Below are 15812 nucleotides of genomic sequence, written 5' to 3'. Positions count from 1 at the left end.
ATTTCTCAGTCACGAAATCACTTAGATAAGAGATAGCCTCGTTTTACGAAGGCTTGCGGCTTGCGGCTTGCGGCTTGCGGCTTGCGGCTTGCGGCTTGCGGCTTGCGGCTTGCGGCTTGTCTTCCTCCCCACCGCTTCGCCATGTCTTGGCTCAGCGACTCCCCCCGGGGAGTAGCGTGGCTAGTAGGCTTGAATTATGTTCAAACCAATTCGCCTTTTTGTAAAAGTCAGTGTATGGTGAGGCAGCGACTCGACCTCGATTTCTGAATAACTACGCTACTCCCTAGGGGGAGTCGCTGAGCCGACTTTAGGCGAAGCGGTGGGGAGGAGTCATTCGGTAGCCGAACGAAGTATCGACCCGACTTAGAATTCCGATTTACTACGCTACTCCCTGGGCAGGATTCATGTGGAGTCGGTGAATGAAATGAACTCCTTAGATCCCGCCGAAGGAAGAGCCCTTGTGCAAAGGTGCCTCAAAGGCACGCTTGCATGAGGTGGAGCAAAGCGACATCGGGACGGAGGGGGAGAAGGCTTGTGGAAAAAACGAGCAACGCTAATCAGACCATCCAAAGAACAAACTTGACAAAAACGTCCTCCGCACCGCCATCTGAATGTAACCTAAGGACTCTGGCCACCCACGACAAGCAACCCGAATACTTGATCAAACTCGCCAACGAGAATCGTGGAAACCTGTCTTTGCCCGAGAAACTGCTTTGGAAGCGCCTCAAAGCGCCCGCCAACCGGGAGATTCCGATTCGGCGGCAGTATCCAGTCTTGGGCCGCTACATCATCGACTTCTTCTACGAAGACCTCCAACTTGCGATCGAGGTCGATGGTAAGTCTTATCACGAAATGAGGCCCGAAGCCGACATCGTGCGCCAGGAGGAGATCGAAGCGATTGGAATCGCGTTCCTTCGCCTGCCCGCCAGTTTCGTCTTGAGAACGCCCGACGAGGCCGCGCAACTGGTGCTGAACGTGTGCCGGGGCGAAGTGAAACTCGAAGGCCTCGACGCGATGTTCTTGTAGCTTCTTCACTCTCCTTTGGGCTATGCGCCTCCCAGCAGCTTACAATTCGCGGATGCAGAAGGTGTCGCAGGCGCAGTGGCCCGTGTCGCCCATCGGGCCGTCGATCTGCGTGAAGCCGTTGCGGGCGTAGAGCGCGCGGGCTTTGTCTTGCTTTTGCGTGGTTTCGAGGTACATGCGCCGGTAGCCTGCGGTTTTTGCGTCGGCAAGGATGACGGAGATAAGGTTCTGGGCCATGCCGATGCCTCGGATTTCGGGGCTGAAGTACATTTTTCGAAGCTCGCAGACGTCGTCTGAGCCGCCGGTGAGGGGGGCAAAGCCGCCGCATCCGAGCACTTGCTTTTGGCGGACCACGACGTAGAACGCGGCGCGGGGGGCCGGGTAGTTTTCGGACATCGAGAGGACTTCGGGGTCGTTGATGCTGTAGCCGGGGCCGACCAGGCCGCCTTCGGTCATGACGGCGCGGATGAGTTGCGCGACCTGAGCGTCGTCGGTCGGCTCGATTTTTCGGATTACGAGGTCCTTGGTGCGGGCGGCCTTGAGGAGGGCGCGGCCGTAGATTTCGAGGCCCTCGACCACGCGCTGACGGTCTTCGGGCGAGAGGAGTTTGAGGGCAGACGCGACCGGCTCGTTGCAGGCGTCATGGATGCCGAGCGTGCATTCGATGCCTTTTGGCGTGAGGGAGAGCAGCTTTTTGCGGGCATCGACGGGGTCGGACGAGGTCGCGACGAGACCCTGGCGTTCGAGGGCAGACGCGATTCGACTGGCAACGGACCGATCGACGAGAAGCGCCTCGCCGAGTTGATTGACGGTGATGGCCCCTGCGCGCTCGATCTCGATGAGGGCGTGGCGTTGGTTAAATGGCACCCCGAACATTGGTGAGAGTTCGAGCAGGCCGAGGCCGCGAACCATCTGGCGCGAGGCTTCGCGAATCGGATCGATTTCCGGATATAGTTGCACTATGCACGTATTATAGTGCAAAGGGTTACTATTTTTTGAAACGGGCTCGTCGAAAGGCGAGGAGGCCGATTCCGAGGACGGCGAGGGACGCCGGTTCGGGCACGGGAACGAGGTGCGCAGTACCTTCGAAGCCGGGGTTCCAGTAGTTATCGAAGTAGTCGGTGCCGGTGTAGGTTCCGCCCGCGGCAAAGGCGAAAAAGGGGAGCGAGGTGGGCGCGGCGGCAGCGGTGGATCGGGCGACCCAGACCGATTTCGACGTGTTGGGGGTCAGATCGTCGGAGCGGGAGTAGAGGTTGATCCAGTTGTTGTTGTAGTTGAGGCCGCTTCCGCCGAACCCAGAATTGGTCCAGTCGCGCCACTTATCGGGGTCCCAGCCGTTGGGCGAGGAGACGATGTTGCGGCCGGTATCCATGGCGACGCCGAAGAAGTAGAAATCGCCTTCACCGGGGAGGAAGTGGCTGGTGAGAGTGAATGTGAGGTCCCAGGCTCCGGGCGTGCCGGTGGCCGTGTAGGTCACGGTGGGGGCTCGCTGGGCCAGAGCCACGGGACTAAGGGCGAGGGCAAGGGCGCAGGGAGCCGATGCCCGAGAAATCACGCGCCATGCATTCAAATTCATATCCAAAACCTTCCAATGCCCATCGGGCCAATCGATGGAATTAAGCTAACACGGGTTGTGAGGTTTTTGGGGTTGGGGAGGGTGAAAGCTGGTAGAGGTGCGGAAGGGAATCTGGTAGGAGTGCGGAGGGCGGAGGGCAGTAGGCAGTTGGGAGTTTTGAGTTGGGAGTGCAGAAGGCAGGGCGAGGGAGGGCGGCCCAGAGAGCAGAGCACTTTGCACTGAGCACAGAGCGCAGGGCAGAGGGCGGAGGGCGGAGGGCGGAGGGCAGTAGGCAGTTGGGAGTTTTGAGTTGGGAGTGCAGAAAGCAGAAGGCAGAAGGCAGGGCGAAGGACGTGCTACGCAAGGGCTCGCTTCGCTAGGGCGAGGGAGGTTAGGCTATTTGGAATGCGCTGACTTGTCTCGCGAGGTTGGGAGGGTGGGCGTCACGCCCGCCAGGAACACGAGTATGCGAACGGAGTGCGTGGTACACATCAATGAATCCTCCCCACCGCTTCACTGCGTTCAGCGACTCCCCCTGTGGAGTAGCGTGGCTAGTACGCTTGAACGAAGTTCATACCAATTCGCCATTTTGGAATGGTCCCAGTATGGTGATACACCGACCAGACTCGGGATTCCGAATAACCACGCTACTCCCTGGGGGGAGTCGCTGAGCCGACTTTAGGCGAAGCGGTGGGGAGGAGGCTGAATGCTCACCTACCATCACTGGTAAATCCCAGCTTCGCCCGCCTTCGTCCTCGACCCTCGGACTTCGGCGGACAAGCAGGCGTCTTTGCCAGTGCCACGACATAGTTTTGGTGGAGCAGAGCAACATCGGGACGGGAGATTGGCGAAAGACTCCTTTAGCCGGAGGGCAGAAGGCAAAGGGTGTGCTATGCAAGGGCGAGGGCCCAGAGCACAGAGCACAGAGCACAGAGCACAGAGCACTGGAGTCAGACCCTCAGCGCCTCACTCTCGAATGCTGATGCTATCGCCATGAACCAATCCACCGGCGATCTTCCATTGCCGATGGTTGCGGGTATCTCCGCACCATAGTTCGTCTTGCCACACCTTCTTTTGACCAAGGTCTGTGGTGGTCTTGTTGTTGCTGGTGGCAACCCAATACCGATATTTTGGGTCGAAGTCGATGCCCAAGACGTCGTCGGCCACGATGGACAGCTTGCCGGTTTTCCAGTTGATTTCATAAAGCCATTCGTCGCATCCGGCCGAGCCAGCGTAGCTTCCGATCATGAACCAGCACTTGGATTGGTCCTTCTTGACCCAAACTTTATTGGGATCGCCGGGCACAAGAAGGGTGTGCCCCTTGCGCGTAATCGAGACCGCGCCTGTCCCGCCTCCGTCCCGGCCGTGATATTCAAACATCTTGTCCTTCGCCTTCGGCGGGTAATCCAGCTTGACCGGTTTCCACATGGAAAACGAGCCGTCGTTCCTCCCGTCGGGGCCAGAATCGGACTCCTTTGGTGCCGCCGATTTTGTGCACCCTTTCGCCGAAATCTTCCATAAATTGAGAATGTTATGTTCGAGGAGATCGTTGGTTGTGTGCTCCTCGTACTCCTCGTAGGTGATGGAGTCGCGGGTGGAGGAGTAGGGGCTAAAGACGCCCTTGGCCACGATGGTGCGTTTCTTGGTTTTGACGTCGTAGAGGATGATTCTTCGGGCTAGCGGAGTCTCGGTGTTTGATTGCGTTGGCATATGGTAGCCGTACCAAGTTTCGCCGATCGAAGAGCCGTTCGATTCGAGCCATGCGAGTTTGTCGGTTCCCACCCAGTTGACGCTGGTCTTTTCGCTATCGTCGAACGTGATTTGCTGTCGGTGCCGGCCGTGGAGATCGCAAATGTAGATCTGATGAAAGCTGGTTCGGTGGTCTCCGTCCGGGTAGTAGTAGCGGCAAGAATAGGCAATCGCCGGAGCGGAGGGTCCGAGAGCGAGGGCAAAACCAACCGATGCGATCATGGGGTAATCGCATTATACGAAAGGAGGGCAGTTTTGAGTTTTGAGTTGGGAGTGCAGAAGGCAGAAAGCAGAAGGCAGAAGGCAGGGCACAGAGCACAGAGCACAGAGCACTGAACACTGAGCACTCAGCACTCAGCACTCAGCACAGAGCACAGAGCACAGAGCGCAGAGCACTGAACCCCACGAGAACGATCTTTTGGGTATCAGCCCAGCAAAACCACCTGCTGGTTCCCGGCACATTGACGGAATGTCCCTTCCGGTTACGGAATTGGTCCCGAAAATGCACGTTTCGAGACTGTTTCAGCGCGGGGCACCTGTGGTGTGGAGCGTGAACGACCAGAATGGAGTAAAAGGAGATAGGATGGGCATACCCTACGTTATCGAGCAAACCGCACGCGGCGAGCGATCTTACGACATCTGGTCCAGGCTACTGAAGGACCGAATAATCTTCCTCGGAACCGAGGTCGACGACTACGTGGCGAACCTGATTGTGGCCCAGCTTCTTTTCTTAGAAAAGGAAGACCCCGATAAGGATATCGACTTTTACATCAACTCACCGGGAGGCTCGGTGACGGCTGGTCTGGCTATGTACGATTGTATGCAGCACATCAAATGCGATGTGGCGACGATCTGCGTGGGCCAAGCCGCTTCGATGGGAGCCGTACTTCTTGCTGGCGGCGCCGCCGGAAAGCGTTACGCACTGAAACATTCCCGCATCATGATCCACCAGGTATCCGCTGGTTTTCGAGGCACAGCCGCCGACATCAACGTCCAGGCCGCCGAGATCAACCGCATGATGGACAACCTGATGGGCATCCTCAGCCGCCACACCGGCAAGGCTGAAGAACAGGTGCGGAAGGACTGCGATCGAGACTACTTTATGTCGGGCGATGAGGCTGTGGCCTATGGGCTCGTCGATAAGGTCTTGGAACGCGCTCCGTAATCCTATACAATTAAAGAAGGCATCTGAATGGCAAAGTCAACCGAACGAAGGGATCAGTGTTGTTTGTGCGGCAAGGCGAAGGAGCAAGTTCGAAAGCTCATCGTTGGTCTGCATGGCGCGGTTTGTAGCGACTGCATCGACCTCTGCAACGACATTCTTCACAGCGATGGTGAATCGCGCCAGTCAGGTGCCACCAAGGCGGCGACGCCTGCTCCGGTTCAGCCGGCTCACCAGCCGATGGCTCCGGTGCAGAAGGCGGGCTCGGTGCCCAAGCCGCGAGAGATCGTGGAATACCTCGACCAGTACGTGGTCGGGCAGGATGGGGCCAAGAAGGCTCTGTCGGTCGCGGTCTACAACCACTTTAAGCGCATCAACGAAAAGGGCAAGGGCGAGGTCGAGCTTCAGAAGAGCAATATTCTGATGGTCGGTCCCACCGGCTCGGGCAAGACGCTTTTGGCGCAGACTCTGGCCAAGCTCCTGCACGTTCCGTTTGCCATCGCCGACGCGACGGCCCTGACCGAAGCAGGCTATGTTGGCGAGGACGTCGAAAATATTCTGCTGAAGCTGTACCAGGCGGCGGAAACGATGGACCCGAACAACGCGAAGGAGCTTTGCGAGCGGGGCATCATCTACGTGGACGAAATCGATAAGATTTCCCGCAAGAGCGATAACCCTTCGATCACGCGAGACGTGAGCGGCGAGGGTGTGCAGCAGGCGCTTCTCAAGATTTTGGAAGGTACGGTGGCCAACGTTCCGCCCGGTGGCGGACGCAAGCACCCGCAACAGGATTACCTGCAGATCGACACATCGAACATTTTGTTCGTGTGCGGCGGCGCCTTCGAGGGCGTCGAAGAGATGATCAAGCGGCGCATGAAGGAGAACGTGATGGGCTTCCGATCCGACCCTCAGAGCAAGGTCGAGGCACCGAAGGACATTTTGCGCAATGTTCTGCCGGAAGACTTGCTCAAATTTGGTCTGATCCCCGAGTTTATTGGCCGACTGCCGGTCATCGCGACGCTGGATTCGCTGGACGAGGAAGCGCTGATCCGCATCCTCAGCGAGCCGCGAAACGCGATTTTGAAGCAGTACACACGATTTTTCGAGCTGGACGGCGTGGAACTCGTCGTCGAATCCGGAGCGTTGAACGAAGTGGCCCGCGAGGCACTGAAGCGCAAGACCGGCGCTCGAGCATTGCGCGCCATCATCGAAAGTGTGATGATGGACGTGATGTACGAAGTCCCGTCTTCCGAAGATGTAAAACGGGTCGTTCTTCCGACAGGCATTATCGCCGAAGGCAAACTTCCGATTCTGCTGAACGAAGAAGACTTACGAAAGGCGAGCTGACGAGGCGGCCCTGGCTTTTTTCCAGCTAGGGCTTTCTGATCGGCGCTATTAACCTCGGCGGAGACCGTTGAGGTTTCTTTCGTTACGAACCGGATATGAGTGGGCAAGCTAACGAGGCAGCGAAGAGGGAGTTTTTTCCGCAACTAACGTCGGTGCGCTTTTTTGCGGCCTTCATCGTGGTTTGCTACCACTACAACGACGAGCTGAAGCCGTATCTGCCGCAGATTCTCAAGAACGTGGTGGACCACGGGTACGTGGGCGTTTCGTTCTTTTTTCTGCTGTCGGGCTTTATTCTGGCGGCGAACTACTACGACCGCTTACTGACGAAGAAGGTCTCGAAAAAGGACTTTTGGTGGGCGCGATTCTCGCGCATCTATCCGGTCTATATCCTGTCGATTCTGATCGTCGCTCCTCGGCTGTTTTTACCCATTGCGAAGGACCCTTTGCCTCAGCAGGCGATGTATGCGCACGCGCACCTGCCCGAGCTATTTATGGTGACGGTGTTTGCCTTGCAGTGCTTTGCCACTCCGGCCGGGGGCTTTTTGAACTCGCCCACGTGGTCGATCAGCACAGAACTGTTCTTCTACATCCTTCTGCCGTTCCTTTTGCCGTGGATCAACCGGTTCAAGACGAAGGATCTGGGGTGGTTCATTCTGCTGTTCTTTGGGCTGGCGGCGATCGGTCCGTTGCTGTACCATCTCAACTTCTTCCCGATCATGGCGCACCAGTTGGGTAAGGACTACAACTCGGGCATCGACTTCTTCTTTAACCAGTTCATTCGGCTGAACTTCTTGTTCCGAATTCCTGAGTTTTTGATCGGCGTTTTGGGCTTTCGGCTGTACAACGAGGTGCTGCGGCACAACCATCCGAAGTGGCTGTTGTGGGCCGGTGGGGTGCTTTCTCTGCCGTTCCTCGGCATGGTCTTCTTCGAAGGGCACGACCACATCATCAACACGGTTTTGTACACCGGGCAGCTTTTGGGGATTCCGTTCTTCTTTACGGTGATCCTGGGGCTGATCACGTGGGACAGCAAGTGGCTGGCGCCGCTGAAGAGCCCGGGTTGGGTGCTGATGGGCGAGGCGAGCTTCTCGCTGTACCTGTTCCATATCCCGATCAAGCACTTCGGCGAATTCATTTTGAGCAAGGTGTTCCATACGGATAAGAGCAATATCGTGCTGAACCTGGCGCTGATGATGACGGCGATTCTGGTGTCGATTCCGATCTTCTTGTACATCGAAACGCCGACGCGAAAGCGGATGACGACGTGGTGGAAGAATCGGAAGCTGCGCGTGGCGCCGGCTTTGGCAGACTGAGTTGTGGGTTCGGGTTCGGTTGGGGTATCCTACTTCTTCGATTTGCCCAATCGTCTAATGGCAGGACTCCGGTTTCTGGTACCGTCAATCGTGGTTCGAATCCACGTTGGGCAGCCAAAATAAGGGGGTCGGATTTGAAGAATCCGGCCCTTTTGTTTTGCGCGAGGGTCCCCTTCCCCTTGTCGGGCTTTGCGGAGGGGGAAGGGTTAGGGATGGGGGTTTAGATCGCCTTCGTTTCCTGGCCTGGATGAGAAGCTTATCCTCGTAGCTTGCGAGGGAATTCATTGAATTGTCGCCCTGGCGACATCCCGGCGCGCCGGGGCAGAAAATCCAGGTGGGGCAACTCCGAATTAGCATTACTTAATCAGGGTCAAAGACCTTCATGTCAAAGCCTCCGCTGATCTGGATTGACCCTTCGGCGCGGTCATTGGGAAAGACAAGTATCCTTTTGAGGCACTCAATAATAAAGTCTGTTGGCGAGTCAGACTTGGGCCACTCTCCCTGATTAACCGCAAAGAAATCTCTCTCGGGCCACAGTGGAATGTGAGTTCCACGTTCGAACCCCAAATTGGGTGTAGGGGTTGGCCAAAAGAGAGCGATAAGGATCGTATTGCCTAATTGCATAGCAATCTTATAGCTTTGGTAGCTTTGCTGGGCTAACACATTGGGGTCTTGACTTGCTGGAATGCCCACGAGTCGCCAAAAATGGTATTCAAGCCACGCCACCGCTTGTTCCTGCGGACACCATGAAGCCGCAACGACAACCCCCGGCGGAATACTGTTTGTATCCTCACGAAGTTTTTGCCGATGTCGAGGGGGAACCCGTGATCTACCGTCACTCGCTGAATCGATGCAATAGGCTGTCTTGCATACCCACCTGGCGAGAATGCGCCTTTCATTGATTGAAAGCTCGTTCACTCCGATCTCATTTAAGATCAAAGATTTCAGGATGGGTTGCACTTCACCTTCAAGGTTGCTCATCCAGCCTGAATTACAGTTGGCGCAAACACTACCCGCGAGTAGTGAGCCGAAGTCATGCTTCCGCCTTGATGTAATCTTGAGGTCCGCGTCGAACTTTATTGGTTCAACCGTTTTGTTGGTTGCATCTTGGAGTTCGAGCAGCCATTTGGGAAAGACATGCTCACGGCCCCGAAGTTTTCCCTTCAAGGAACCATTGCAAAACATGCATCTCTTTCCGGTTGACTTTGACATGTAGGCTGAACGACATACTCTCTGGGGCCGTAGTACATATTAACAACTATGGACAAATTTGCTGAGTGGATAGCAGGCCTCGGTGTTCCTGGCTTGGTTCTGTTCATTGCTATTGCAACTTCCGGGTGGGCAGGAGGTGCCGCTATTTTGACGGCTCTTGCCGGTCTTGGACCTGGTGGTGTAATTTGTGGAATTATCTCGCTGGGGATCATTGGTATCATTAGTGGAGCGATCACAAAGTGGGGTGTGAAGAGCCTTGAAGAAAAGATCATCGAAAAAATGCTTCTAAAGGGAAATACACCCGAAGACATTTGGTCAAAAATTGAGAGCTACCCCGTCAGCACAGAGTATAAGGATCGGGCATTCAGGCTACTGTTTGAAGATAAGATGACTGGGGCGTAAAATTTACTCCTTGAAACCATTGGGTTCACCCACAGAATTCACAACAAGAGTGTCTCAATATGAAGGCGCAACTTCATTGCCTTCGTTTCTGACGGGATGAGACGTTCACCCTCGAAGACCCCGATCCATCGGGACGGCGAGTTTGAGAAGAAATTCATCGAATTGTCGCTCTGGCGACATCCCATCTAGCCAGGGCGGAAATCTACGATGGGCAGCGACTCATTTTTTAGTCTTTGCCAAATGCCTCGTCGAATTGATATCGCATTAAACTGACAGTCATGGGCGACTTTCCTGAAATTCGGACCGAGCGGTTACTTCTTCGGCCATTTCAAATCGAAGATGTAGAAGCATCGCTTGCGTATCGGAACGATGTTGAATTCGCTCGGTATTTGGCGCACATTCCTCAACCGTTTACCAAAGTGGATGCCGAAGCGTTCGTCGCGCTTAACATGTCCGAACCCTGGGATAAATCTCCGACCTTTGCAGTGGTTTTCGAGGGAAAGCTGATTGGCACGGTCAACTTAGAGATCGACCGGCACACGCAGGCGGCCATGATAGGCTATGCAATCGGACGGACTTGGTGGGGACAGGGCTTGGCAGCCGAAGCCGCCAGAGCCGTAATGAACTGGGGGATCGATACTTTTTGTCTCTCTCGCATTTGGGCGTCGACAGACATTGGAAATGTTCGGTCACAGCGGGTGCTTGAGAAGCTCGGAATGCGGCTGGAGACCGTGATCGACGAACATCGTCAGAACAACTCTCGCGAATCAGTCAACGAATTGATCTACAGTTTCAACTTAGATGACAAGTCACTTCATGAGCTGGGTTAGATCGGCAAATCCGGTAAGCATTTCTGTTTGGACTGGAAGTCCAAGCGGTGCTCAATATCATTTCAGCCTTATCTACTTTTTCTCGGATACCCGTCGTGATAGGCGCTGGGTTTTTCATCAGAAAGAATCTCCAGGTTTTGCATGATAGCGAATTTCCTGAATTGAGGTTGAATGTGCAGGCCCTGCAATAAAATAGGGCTATGGGACAAGTGCAGAACCCAAAGTCGGTTCGCGAAGCTATTCAAACTTTCAAGCCTGGGAGCAAGGTAGGCGACCATAGAGTCTACGGGCGGGACCCCAGCAATCCATACTATGACCTCTTGTATTGGGTAACGAAGGAATTTCAACCCAAATTAACCGTTGAACTTGGAACCTGCACGGGTGGCAGCACCTCGCACCTTGCCGCTGGTACTAAAGGCAAAGTCGTTTCCATCGATATCGACCAGCAGGACGAAACGCGGCGCAAGCTGGAGGTCTTCGATAACATCGAGCTCGTCGAGGGGGATACAAGGGATTCATCTTTAGCATCGGAGATCGCCAAGAGCGCTCCTATCGATCTGCTCTTCATTGATACTGACCACACAGGTGAGCAGGTGATGGCGGAGATGGCGCTCTACGCCCCGCTTGTGCGAAAGGGCGGTCTCATCCTCTTCGATGACATCCGCATGCATCCCTGCATGTCGAAGTGGTGGGACGAACTGGACGAGGACAAGCTCGAAATGCCCGAACTTCACTGGACGAGCTTCGGCGTGGTCTTTCGGTGAAGTTTGCCGAAGCCTTTGTGAGGACCCTCTACCAGGTGTCCCTTTCCGCATTAAAGCTTTCCAGGCGTGTAACGCTCTGCTGCTTTGGGAGGAATTCCTAAATCCAACACAAACCGAACTTGACCAGTTACTTTGTAAGCTGGGCTAATGGGGTGGAAAGGGTTTTGACGATAAAACTTGTCGACTTCGGCTTTCTGCGTGGGCTGCAAGTCCAGGCGGCGGTCGCTTCCTTAAGTCCAAGCCCTCATGCTTTGATCCGAATCCTTTGTACATTCTTGCCAGGCCTCTTGAAATAGTCTCTGCGACTGCGAATTCGCGAGTGGGAGTGGAAAAAGGAGGGGCACGCTGACTTCGTGGCTGCAGCCAGTCAATTGTTGCAAGTACCCAAGGACGTTGAGCACATTGTCGACCTTTTGCGCCATTTATTTGCGAAGGGCGTCGAGGACGCTCTGCCCGGGGGTACTTGCGCAACGACCTTCTAACGCTCCTGGTGGCGACGGCAAAAACAAACCAGTGTCAGAGATGATCGCTCTGAGCATGGTCCATGCTTACAGAGTCGGCAAACGACGGGGGCGATTGGAAACTGCTCGATAAAAGCCGCGAGAATTCCATAGAGTCGAGTCTTGATTCTCCCGATGATCGGCTGTTCGGAGGTGCATTCGCATATCAGGCCCGGCGCCGTTGGACGGCAATAATCGGAGTGGAAACCTGTGGGCACTCCCCGCACGTCGCCTCGGAAATGCGGGACCAAGGTGAAGCAGGAAACCCAAATATATGGGACTAATTGTTAAGGAATGAAATTCAGAAATGAATCTAAAATGCCTTTCATTTGGATGTCAAGAGAAATTCGTTGATATAATTGTCAGAAAAGATGATGTTGATATAATATAGAGTGTGCCTAGTTCCATTCCAGTTTGCTATTGTGTGCACGACGATCATTGGTTTTTCAGGGAATCGATACGGTCTTTTGCGTCAGTTGGTCCGATAATTGTCTTTGTAAGCCGATATGCTTGGAATGGCACGCAAGGCGACTGGAATCAATGCGCAGAGCTTGCGGCTCAAGAAGGCGCTACGGTCATTCTTGGTGATTGGACCGACGAAGCCCAGCAAAGATCGGATGCCTTGGCCACACTGCGAAGCGCTGGGCATGGCTTTGTATTTATTCCTGATACCGACGAGGTGATCAGTCCAGAACTGCTGGAGTCTCTTCGGAGGCTAGCTGATGCGGATGCTGCCGATACGGTCCGGGTCCACATGGATACCTATTGGAAGTCTGCGGAATATGTGATCCGCCCAAGAGAGCGCCTGACGCCGATCCTCCTTCTCCATTGTCAGAGAGTCGAGCACGAATACATTCGTGAGTACGTTGGGGGGAGGAGCCTGGTCCTGGGGCCCGAACACGGGATTCTCCACCATCTATCCTATGCTGGGCCTGATCAACGGATTGTTCGAAAGATCACGACTTGGGGTCATCGAAACGAGCTTGTTCCGGACTGGTTCGATAACGTTTGGAGGCGATGGGATCAGGATAAACTCCTCAGGAATTTGCACCCCACTCACCCCCAGGCCTATGGGTTTGCGGAGCGAATTCATGTACCCAATGTCTTATCGGATATTCGCGTTGACCCTTCGCGTCAGGTGGTCTCCAGCGTTAATCCGTGGCCAAAGGTGTCGGTTGTCATACCTGTCTATGGAGGCAAAGAGGACGTTCAACTTTGCCTCCATAGCTTAGGCCTCATAACGGATTTGCTTCACGAGGTGATCGTTGTGGACGACAAATCGCCCGATGACACACCGGAGGCAATTGCCAACTATGACTTTGTGCACCTCATCAGGAGCGAGCAGAACTTCGGATTTTCGAAGTCTTGTAACATCGGATTCAAGGAATCGACCGGCGAACTCGTCCTCTTTCTGAATAGCGACACTGTCCTTCCTCGCGCTGGCCTGATTCGCCTCGTCGAATCGATCATGGGTCCCCAAGCGTCTGCGGTGGGTCCTCTTACCAACAATTCGGGTTACCACCAGCCCACGACGGTTACCTTCACGAGTCTAGTGAACCTCGAGCTTTTTGCCGAAGACTTTGCCAATCGAGCGATTGACGACCTTGAAGTCGACATGCTGGTCGGTTTCTGTCTGCTGATTAAGCGCTCGGCGCTCGACGAAGTGGGCGCCTTTGATGAACGTTTTGGGCGAGGAATGTTTGAGGACAACGACCTTTGCTACCGTTTGCGGAGGGCTGGCCATCGGTTACTTGTTTCGCAAAGGAGCTTTGTCTACCACGCAGGTTCAAAAACTCTTCGGCGGCTCGATGAGCATCCTTCGGCGCTTTTGGAGAGGAACCGTCCAATATATCGAAGCAAGTGGTCTCAGGACCTTCACAGTGGATTTGCTTCGCATCTTTCCGGCGATGCACCCCATCCGATTCGCTTCGACCATTCTCTGAAGCCAGAGTTAGTGGCCCTGGCAACGGCCGAAAGAGCACGGGCGGCCGATATATCCCTTTGCATGATTGTGCGTAATGAAGAGAGAGTCTTGGCTAATTGCCTTCAAAGTGCCAAGCCTTACTTCTCGCAAATAATCGTCGTGGATACAGGTTCCACCGACCAGACGCCCAATATAGCCAAAGAACTCGGTGCCGAGCTGTTTGAGTTTCCATGGACCGAGAGCTTTGCGGAGGCAAGGAATCAGTCGCTCGCCCATGCTCGAGGTAGTTGGATTTTCTGGTTAGACGCCGATGACACGCTTCCGCCTGGCGCAGGAGAAGACCTACTGGAAGCCGCTCTGACCGCTTCACCGGACATCATGGCTTTTGTGGTCCCCGTACAGTTTGTCGAGGAGGGGCCTGGCGCGGGTACACGAGTGGATCACGTCAAGCTTTTTCGAAACATTCCAGGAATTCACTTCGAGGGACGGATTCACGAGCAGATATTGCCAAGTATTCGGTCGCTTGGAGGGCAAGTGGCCAGAAGCAATGCAGTCGTTTTGCACTCAGGGTACGACACGTCCGAAGCAGGCCAACTTAAAAAGAAGGAGCGGGATTACCGACTTCTTGAACTCGATCTTTTAGAAAGGCCAGGGCATCCGTTTGTTCTGTTTAACCTTGGCATGACCGATTACTATACGGGCAAACACCTGTCCGCGATCGATTGGCTCCAACAGTGCCTTCATGCGTCAGCGGAAGGAGACTCGCACGTTCGCAAAGTCTATTCGCTGATGGCCTCGGCTCACAAATCTCTCCATCAACCCCAGGAGTGCCTCGATGTCCTCAATCAAGGATTGTCATCTTTCCCGGACGACCCTGAATTGCATTTTCAGGCGGGCATGGTGTTGACAGACCTCGGTCGATACGAGGAAGCCCGCGACCATTATCTGTCCATCCATCAGGGAACGGGCGAGCACTTCTCGTCGTTCGACATCGGCATCCTCGGTCACAAGCGATGGCATAACTTAGCTGTCGTGCAACTGCACCTTGGGGACTACAAAGCGGCACGAGGCTCTTGGAAAATGGCGTTGCAAGACCAATTGTTTATTCCGTCTGCCTTAGACTTGTTTGCCGCCGCCTTAGAGAAAGAAGACTTTGCCACTGCGCAGTGGACCCGCGATCTTGTTCGACGGCGACAAGGCTCTTCGGAATTGTGGGCAACACTGTCGTTTAAGTATGCCCAAGCCCTTGGCGGAATTGCGGAAGGTGAATTAGCCCTTCGGCGCTGCGTCGAATCCGAGTATTTATCAATTGGTCCCCGATTGGTGTTAGCTCGTCAGCTATTGTCCGATTTTCGGGAAGAAGAAGCCAGAGAACATCTTCAAATTCTGGAGGATCTTGGTTGTGCGGAAGCTGCGTTTTATTTAGGTGTATCGGCAACCAGAAACGGACGATACGAGGAAGCCATCAACTGGATGGAGCGCGCCCACCGCCTGGACCCTCATCATGATGAAACGGTTGTGCAGATTGAAAATCTGCGTCGAGCCTTAGACGACTCTAATATGACCTTAATATAGAAAAGTTTTTTGATCAATCTCCTGGATATCATGATATAGTGTAATACGCGTAAAAATACCAGTAAATGTTTTATCGCTATTACGCAGATCGCTATCAGAAGTGACGGTGTGGAAACTACCAAACAAAGATTGGAAAGTACCCGAATAGAGGGTAAATCTGGTACACCCGGAGACGGGCCCTACGTTCTTTTGTGGCTAGATGTGTGCAACGGTCGAGTTATTGACGGAGACTACGACACGAATGGTTGTCCGGTAGCCCAGCGAACAGCGATGGGTTTGATGGCATTTATTCGCGGTCGAACATGCGAGCAAATTAGCCTGCTTTCCGGAGATGACCTAGCCTTACTTTTGGGCGGTTTGCCCGAAGGGAAGGGCCATTATGCGGATTTGGCGATTGAAGCGCTTAAATCCGCTCTCATTTACCGCAATTTTTATGAAAGTAACCACGCAGGTTAG

Annotated in this window: 13 protein-coding genes and 1 tRNA gene; 10 read left to right on the top strand and 4 right to left on the bottom strand. The window is 54.4% G+C overall.

The features are described from left to right. The first annotated feature begins 489 nt into the window (after positions 1-489). The gene (locus tag GC165_07675; protein ID MBI1332744.1) at positions 490-1026 is read left to right on the top strand and encodes a DUF559 domain-containing protein; all 537 of its coding nucleotides are present in this window, start codon (positions 490-492) and stop codon (positions 1024-1026) included. A 39-nt stretch (positions 1027-1065) separates the two neighbouring features. Here the strand turns inward: GC165_07675 and GC165_07670 are convergent, their stop codons facing one another. The 3 genes from GC165_07670 to GC165_07660 all read right to left on the bottom strand — a co-directional run bounded on the left by GC165_07670 (position 1066) and on the right by GC165_07660 (position 4549). Further along, the gene (locus GC165_07670) at positions 1066-1983 is read right to left on the bottom strand and encodes a GNAT family N-acetyltransferase (protein MBI1332743.1); all 918 of its coding nucleotides are present in this window, start codon (positions 1981-1983) and stop codon (positions 1066-1068) included. A gap of 28 nt (positions 1984-2011) precedes the next feature. Continuing rightward, on the bottom strand, positions 2012-2599 hold the full coding sequence (locus GC165_07665) for a PEP-CTERM sorting domain-containing protein (protein ID MBI1332742.1): 588 nt from the start codon (positions 2597-2599) through the stop codon (positions 2012-2014). Between the two features lie 945 nt (positions 2600-3544). Beyond that, the gene (locus GC165_07660; GenBank protein ID MBI1332741.1) at positions 3545-4549 is read right to left on the bottom strand and encodes a hypothetical protein; all 1005 of its coding nucleotides are present in this window, start codon (positions 4547-4549) and stop codon (positions 3545-3547) included. Positions 4550-4910: 361 nt separating this feature from the next. Between GC165_07660 and GC165_07655 the strand changes: the two genes are divergently transcribed. The 4 genes from GC165_07655 to GC165_07640 all read left to right on the top strand — a co-directional run bounded on the left by GC165_07655 (position 4911) and on the right by GC165_07640 (position 8266). Further along, a complete protein-coding gene (locus GC165_07655; GenBank protein ID MBI1332740.1) occupies positions 4911-5492 on the top strand; it encodes an ATP-dependent Clp protease proteolytic subunit in 582 nt (193 codons plus the stop codon). Positions 5493-5519: 27 nt separating this feature from the next. Beyond that, a complete protein-coding gene (clpX, locus tag GC165_07650) occupies positions 5520-6836 on the top strand; it encodes an ATP-dependent Clp protease ATP-binding subunit ClpX (GenBank protein ID MBI1332739.1) in 1317 nt (438 codons plus the stop codon). 95 nt (positions 6837-6931) lie between these two features. After that, complete coding sequence (locus GC165_07645; GenBank protein ID MBI1332738.1) at positions 6932-8149, top strand: acyltransferase family protein; 1218 nt, start codon at positions 6932-6934, stop codon at positions 8147-8149. A gap of 43 nt (positions 8150-8192) precedes the next feature. Beyond that, positions 8193-8266, top strand: a tRNA-Gln gene (locus tag GC165_07640). A 243-nt stretch (positions 8267-8509) separates the two neighbouring features. Here the strand turns inward: GC165_07640 and GC165_07635 are convergent. Continuing rightward, positions 8510-9316, bottom strand: coding sequence for a hypothetical protein (locus tag GC165_07635; protein ID MBI1332737.1), 807 nt, complete (start codon positions 9314-9316; stop codon positions 8510-8512). A gap of 93 nt (positions 9317-9409) precedes the next feature. On the opposite strand from GC165_07635, the gene GC165_07630 reads away from it, so the two are divergent. From GC165_07630 to GC165_07610, 5 genes are all read left to right on the top strand, one after another. Continuing rightward, positions 9410-9763, top strand: coding sequence for a hypothetical protein (locus GC165_07630; GenBank protein ID MBI1332736.1), 354 nt, complete (start codon positions 9410-9412; stop codon positions 9761-9763). Positions 9764-10041: 278 nt separating this feature from the next. Then, entirely contained in the window at positions 10042-10593 is a 552-nt protein-coding gene (locus GC165_07625; protein MBI1332735.1) for a GNAT family N-acetyltransferase, read from the top strand. A gap of 200 nt (positions 10594-10793) precedes the next feature. After that, positions 10794-11357: a hypothetical protein gene (locus tag GC165_07620; GenBank protein MBI1332734.1), complete on the top strand. Its 564-nt coding sequence runs from the start codon at positions 10794-10796 to the stop codon at positions 11355-11357. 894 nt (positions 11358-12251) lie between these two features. After that, positions 12252-15356: a glycosyltransferase gene (locus tag GC165_07615; protein MBI1332733.1), complete on the top strand. Its 3105-nt coding sequence runs from the start codon at positions 12252-12254 to the stop codon at positions 15354-15356. Between the two features lie 72 nt (positions 15357-15428). Next, positions 15429-15812: a hypothetical protein gene (locus GC165_07610; protein MBI1332732.1), complete on the top strand. Its 384-nt coding sequence runs from the start codon at positions 15429-15431 to the stop codon at positions 15810-15812.

The sequence above is a fragment of the Armatimonadota bacterium genome, from assembly GCA_016125185.1.
Classification (GTDB): Bacteria; Armatimonadota; Fimbriimonadia; order Fimbriimonadales; family Fimbriimonadaceae; genus Fimbriimonas.
The sequence above is the reverse complement of the archived record's forward strand: the minus strand, read 5'-3'. Positions and strand labels throughout refer to the sequence as shown.

Coding starts and splice junctions, on each gene's coding strand:
- GC165_07675 (MBI1332744.1), top strand. CDS start 490: ATGAGGTGGAGCAAAGCGACATCGGGACGGAGGGGGAGAAGGCTTGTG.
- GC165_07665 (MBI1332742.1), bottom strand. CDS start 2,599: ATGAATTTGAATGCATGGCGCGTGATTTCTCGGGCATCGGCTCCCTGC.
- GC165_07660 (MBI1332741.1), bottom strand. CDS start 4,549: ATGATCGCATCGGTTGGTTTTGCCCTCGCTCTCGGACCCTCCGCTCCG.
- GC165_07655 (MBI1332740.1), top strand. CDS start 4,911: ATGGGCATACCCTACGTTATCGAGCAAACCGCACGCGGCGAGCGATCT.
- clpX (MBI1332739.1), top strand. CDS start 5,520: ATGGCAAAGTCAACCGAACGAAGGGATCAGTGTTGTTTGTGCGGCAAG.
- GC165_07645 (MBI1332738.1), top strand. CDS start 6,932: ATGAGTGGGCAAGCTAACGAGGCAGCGAAGAGGGAGTTTTTTCCGCAA.
- GC165_07630 (MBI1332736.1), top strand. CDS start 9,410: ATGGACAAATTTGCTGAGTGGATAGCAGGCCTCGGTGTTCCTGGCTTG.
- GC165_07625 (MBI1332735.1), top strand. CDS start 10,042: ATGGGCGACTTTCCTGAAATTCGGACCGAGCGGTTACTTCTTCGGCCA.
- GC165_07620 (MBI1332734.1), top strand. CDS start 10,794: ATGGGACAAGTGCAGAACCCAAAGTCGGTTCGCGAAGCTATTCAAACT.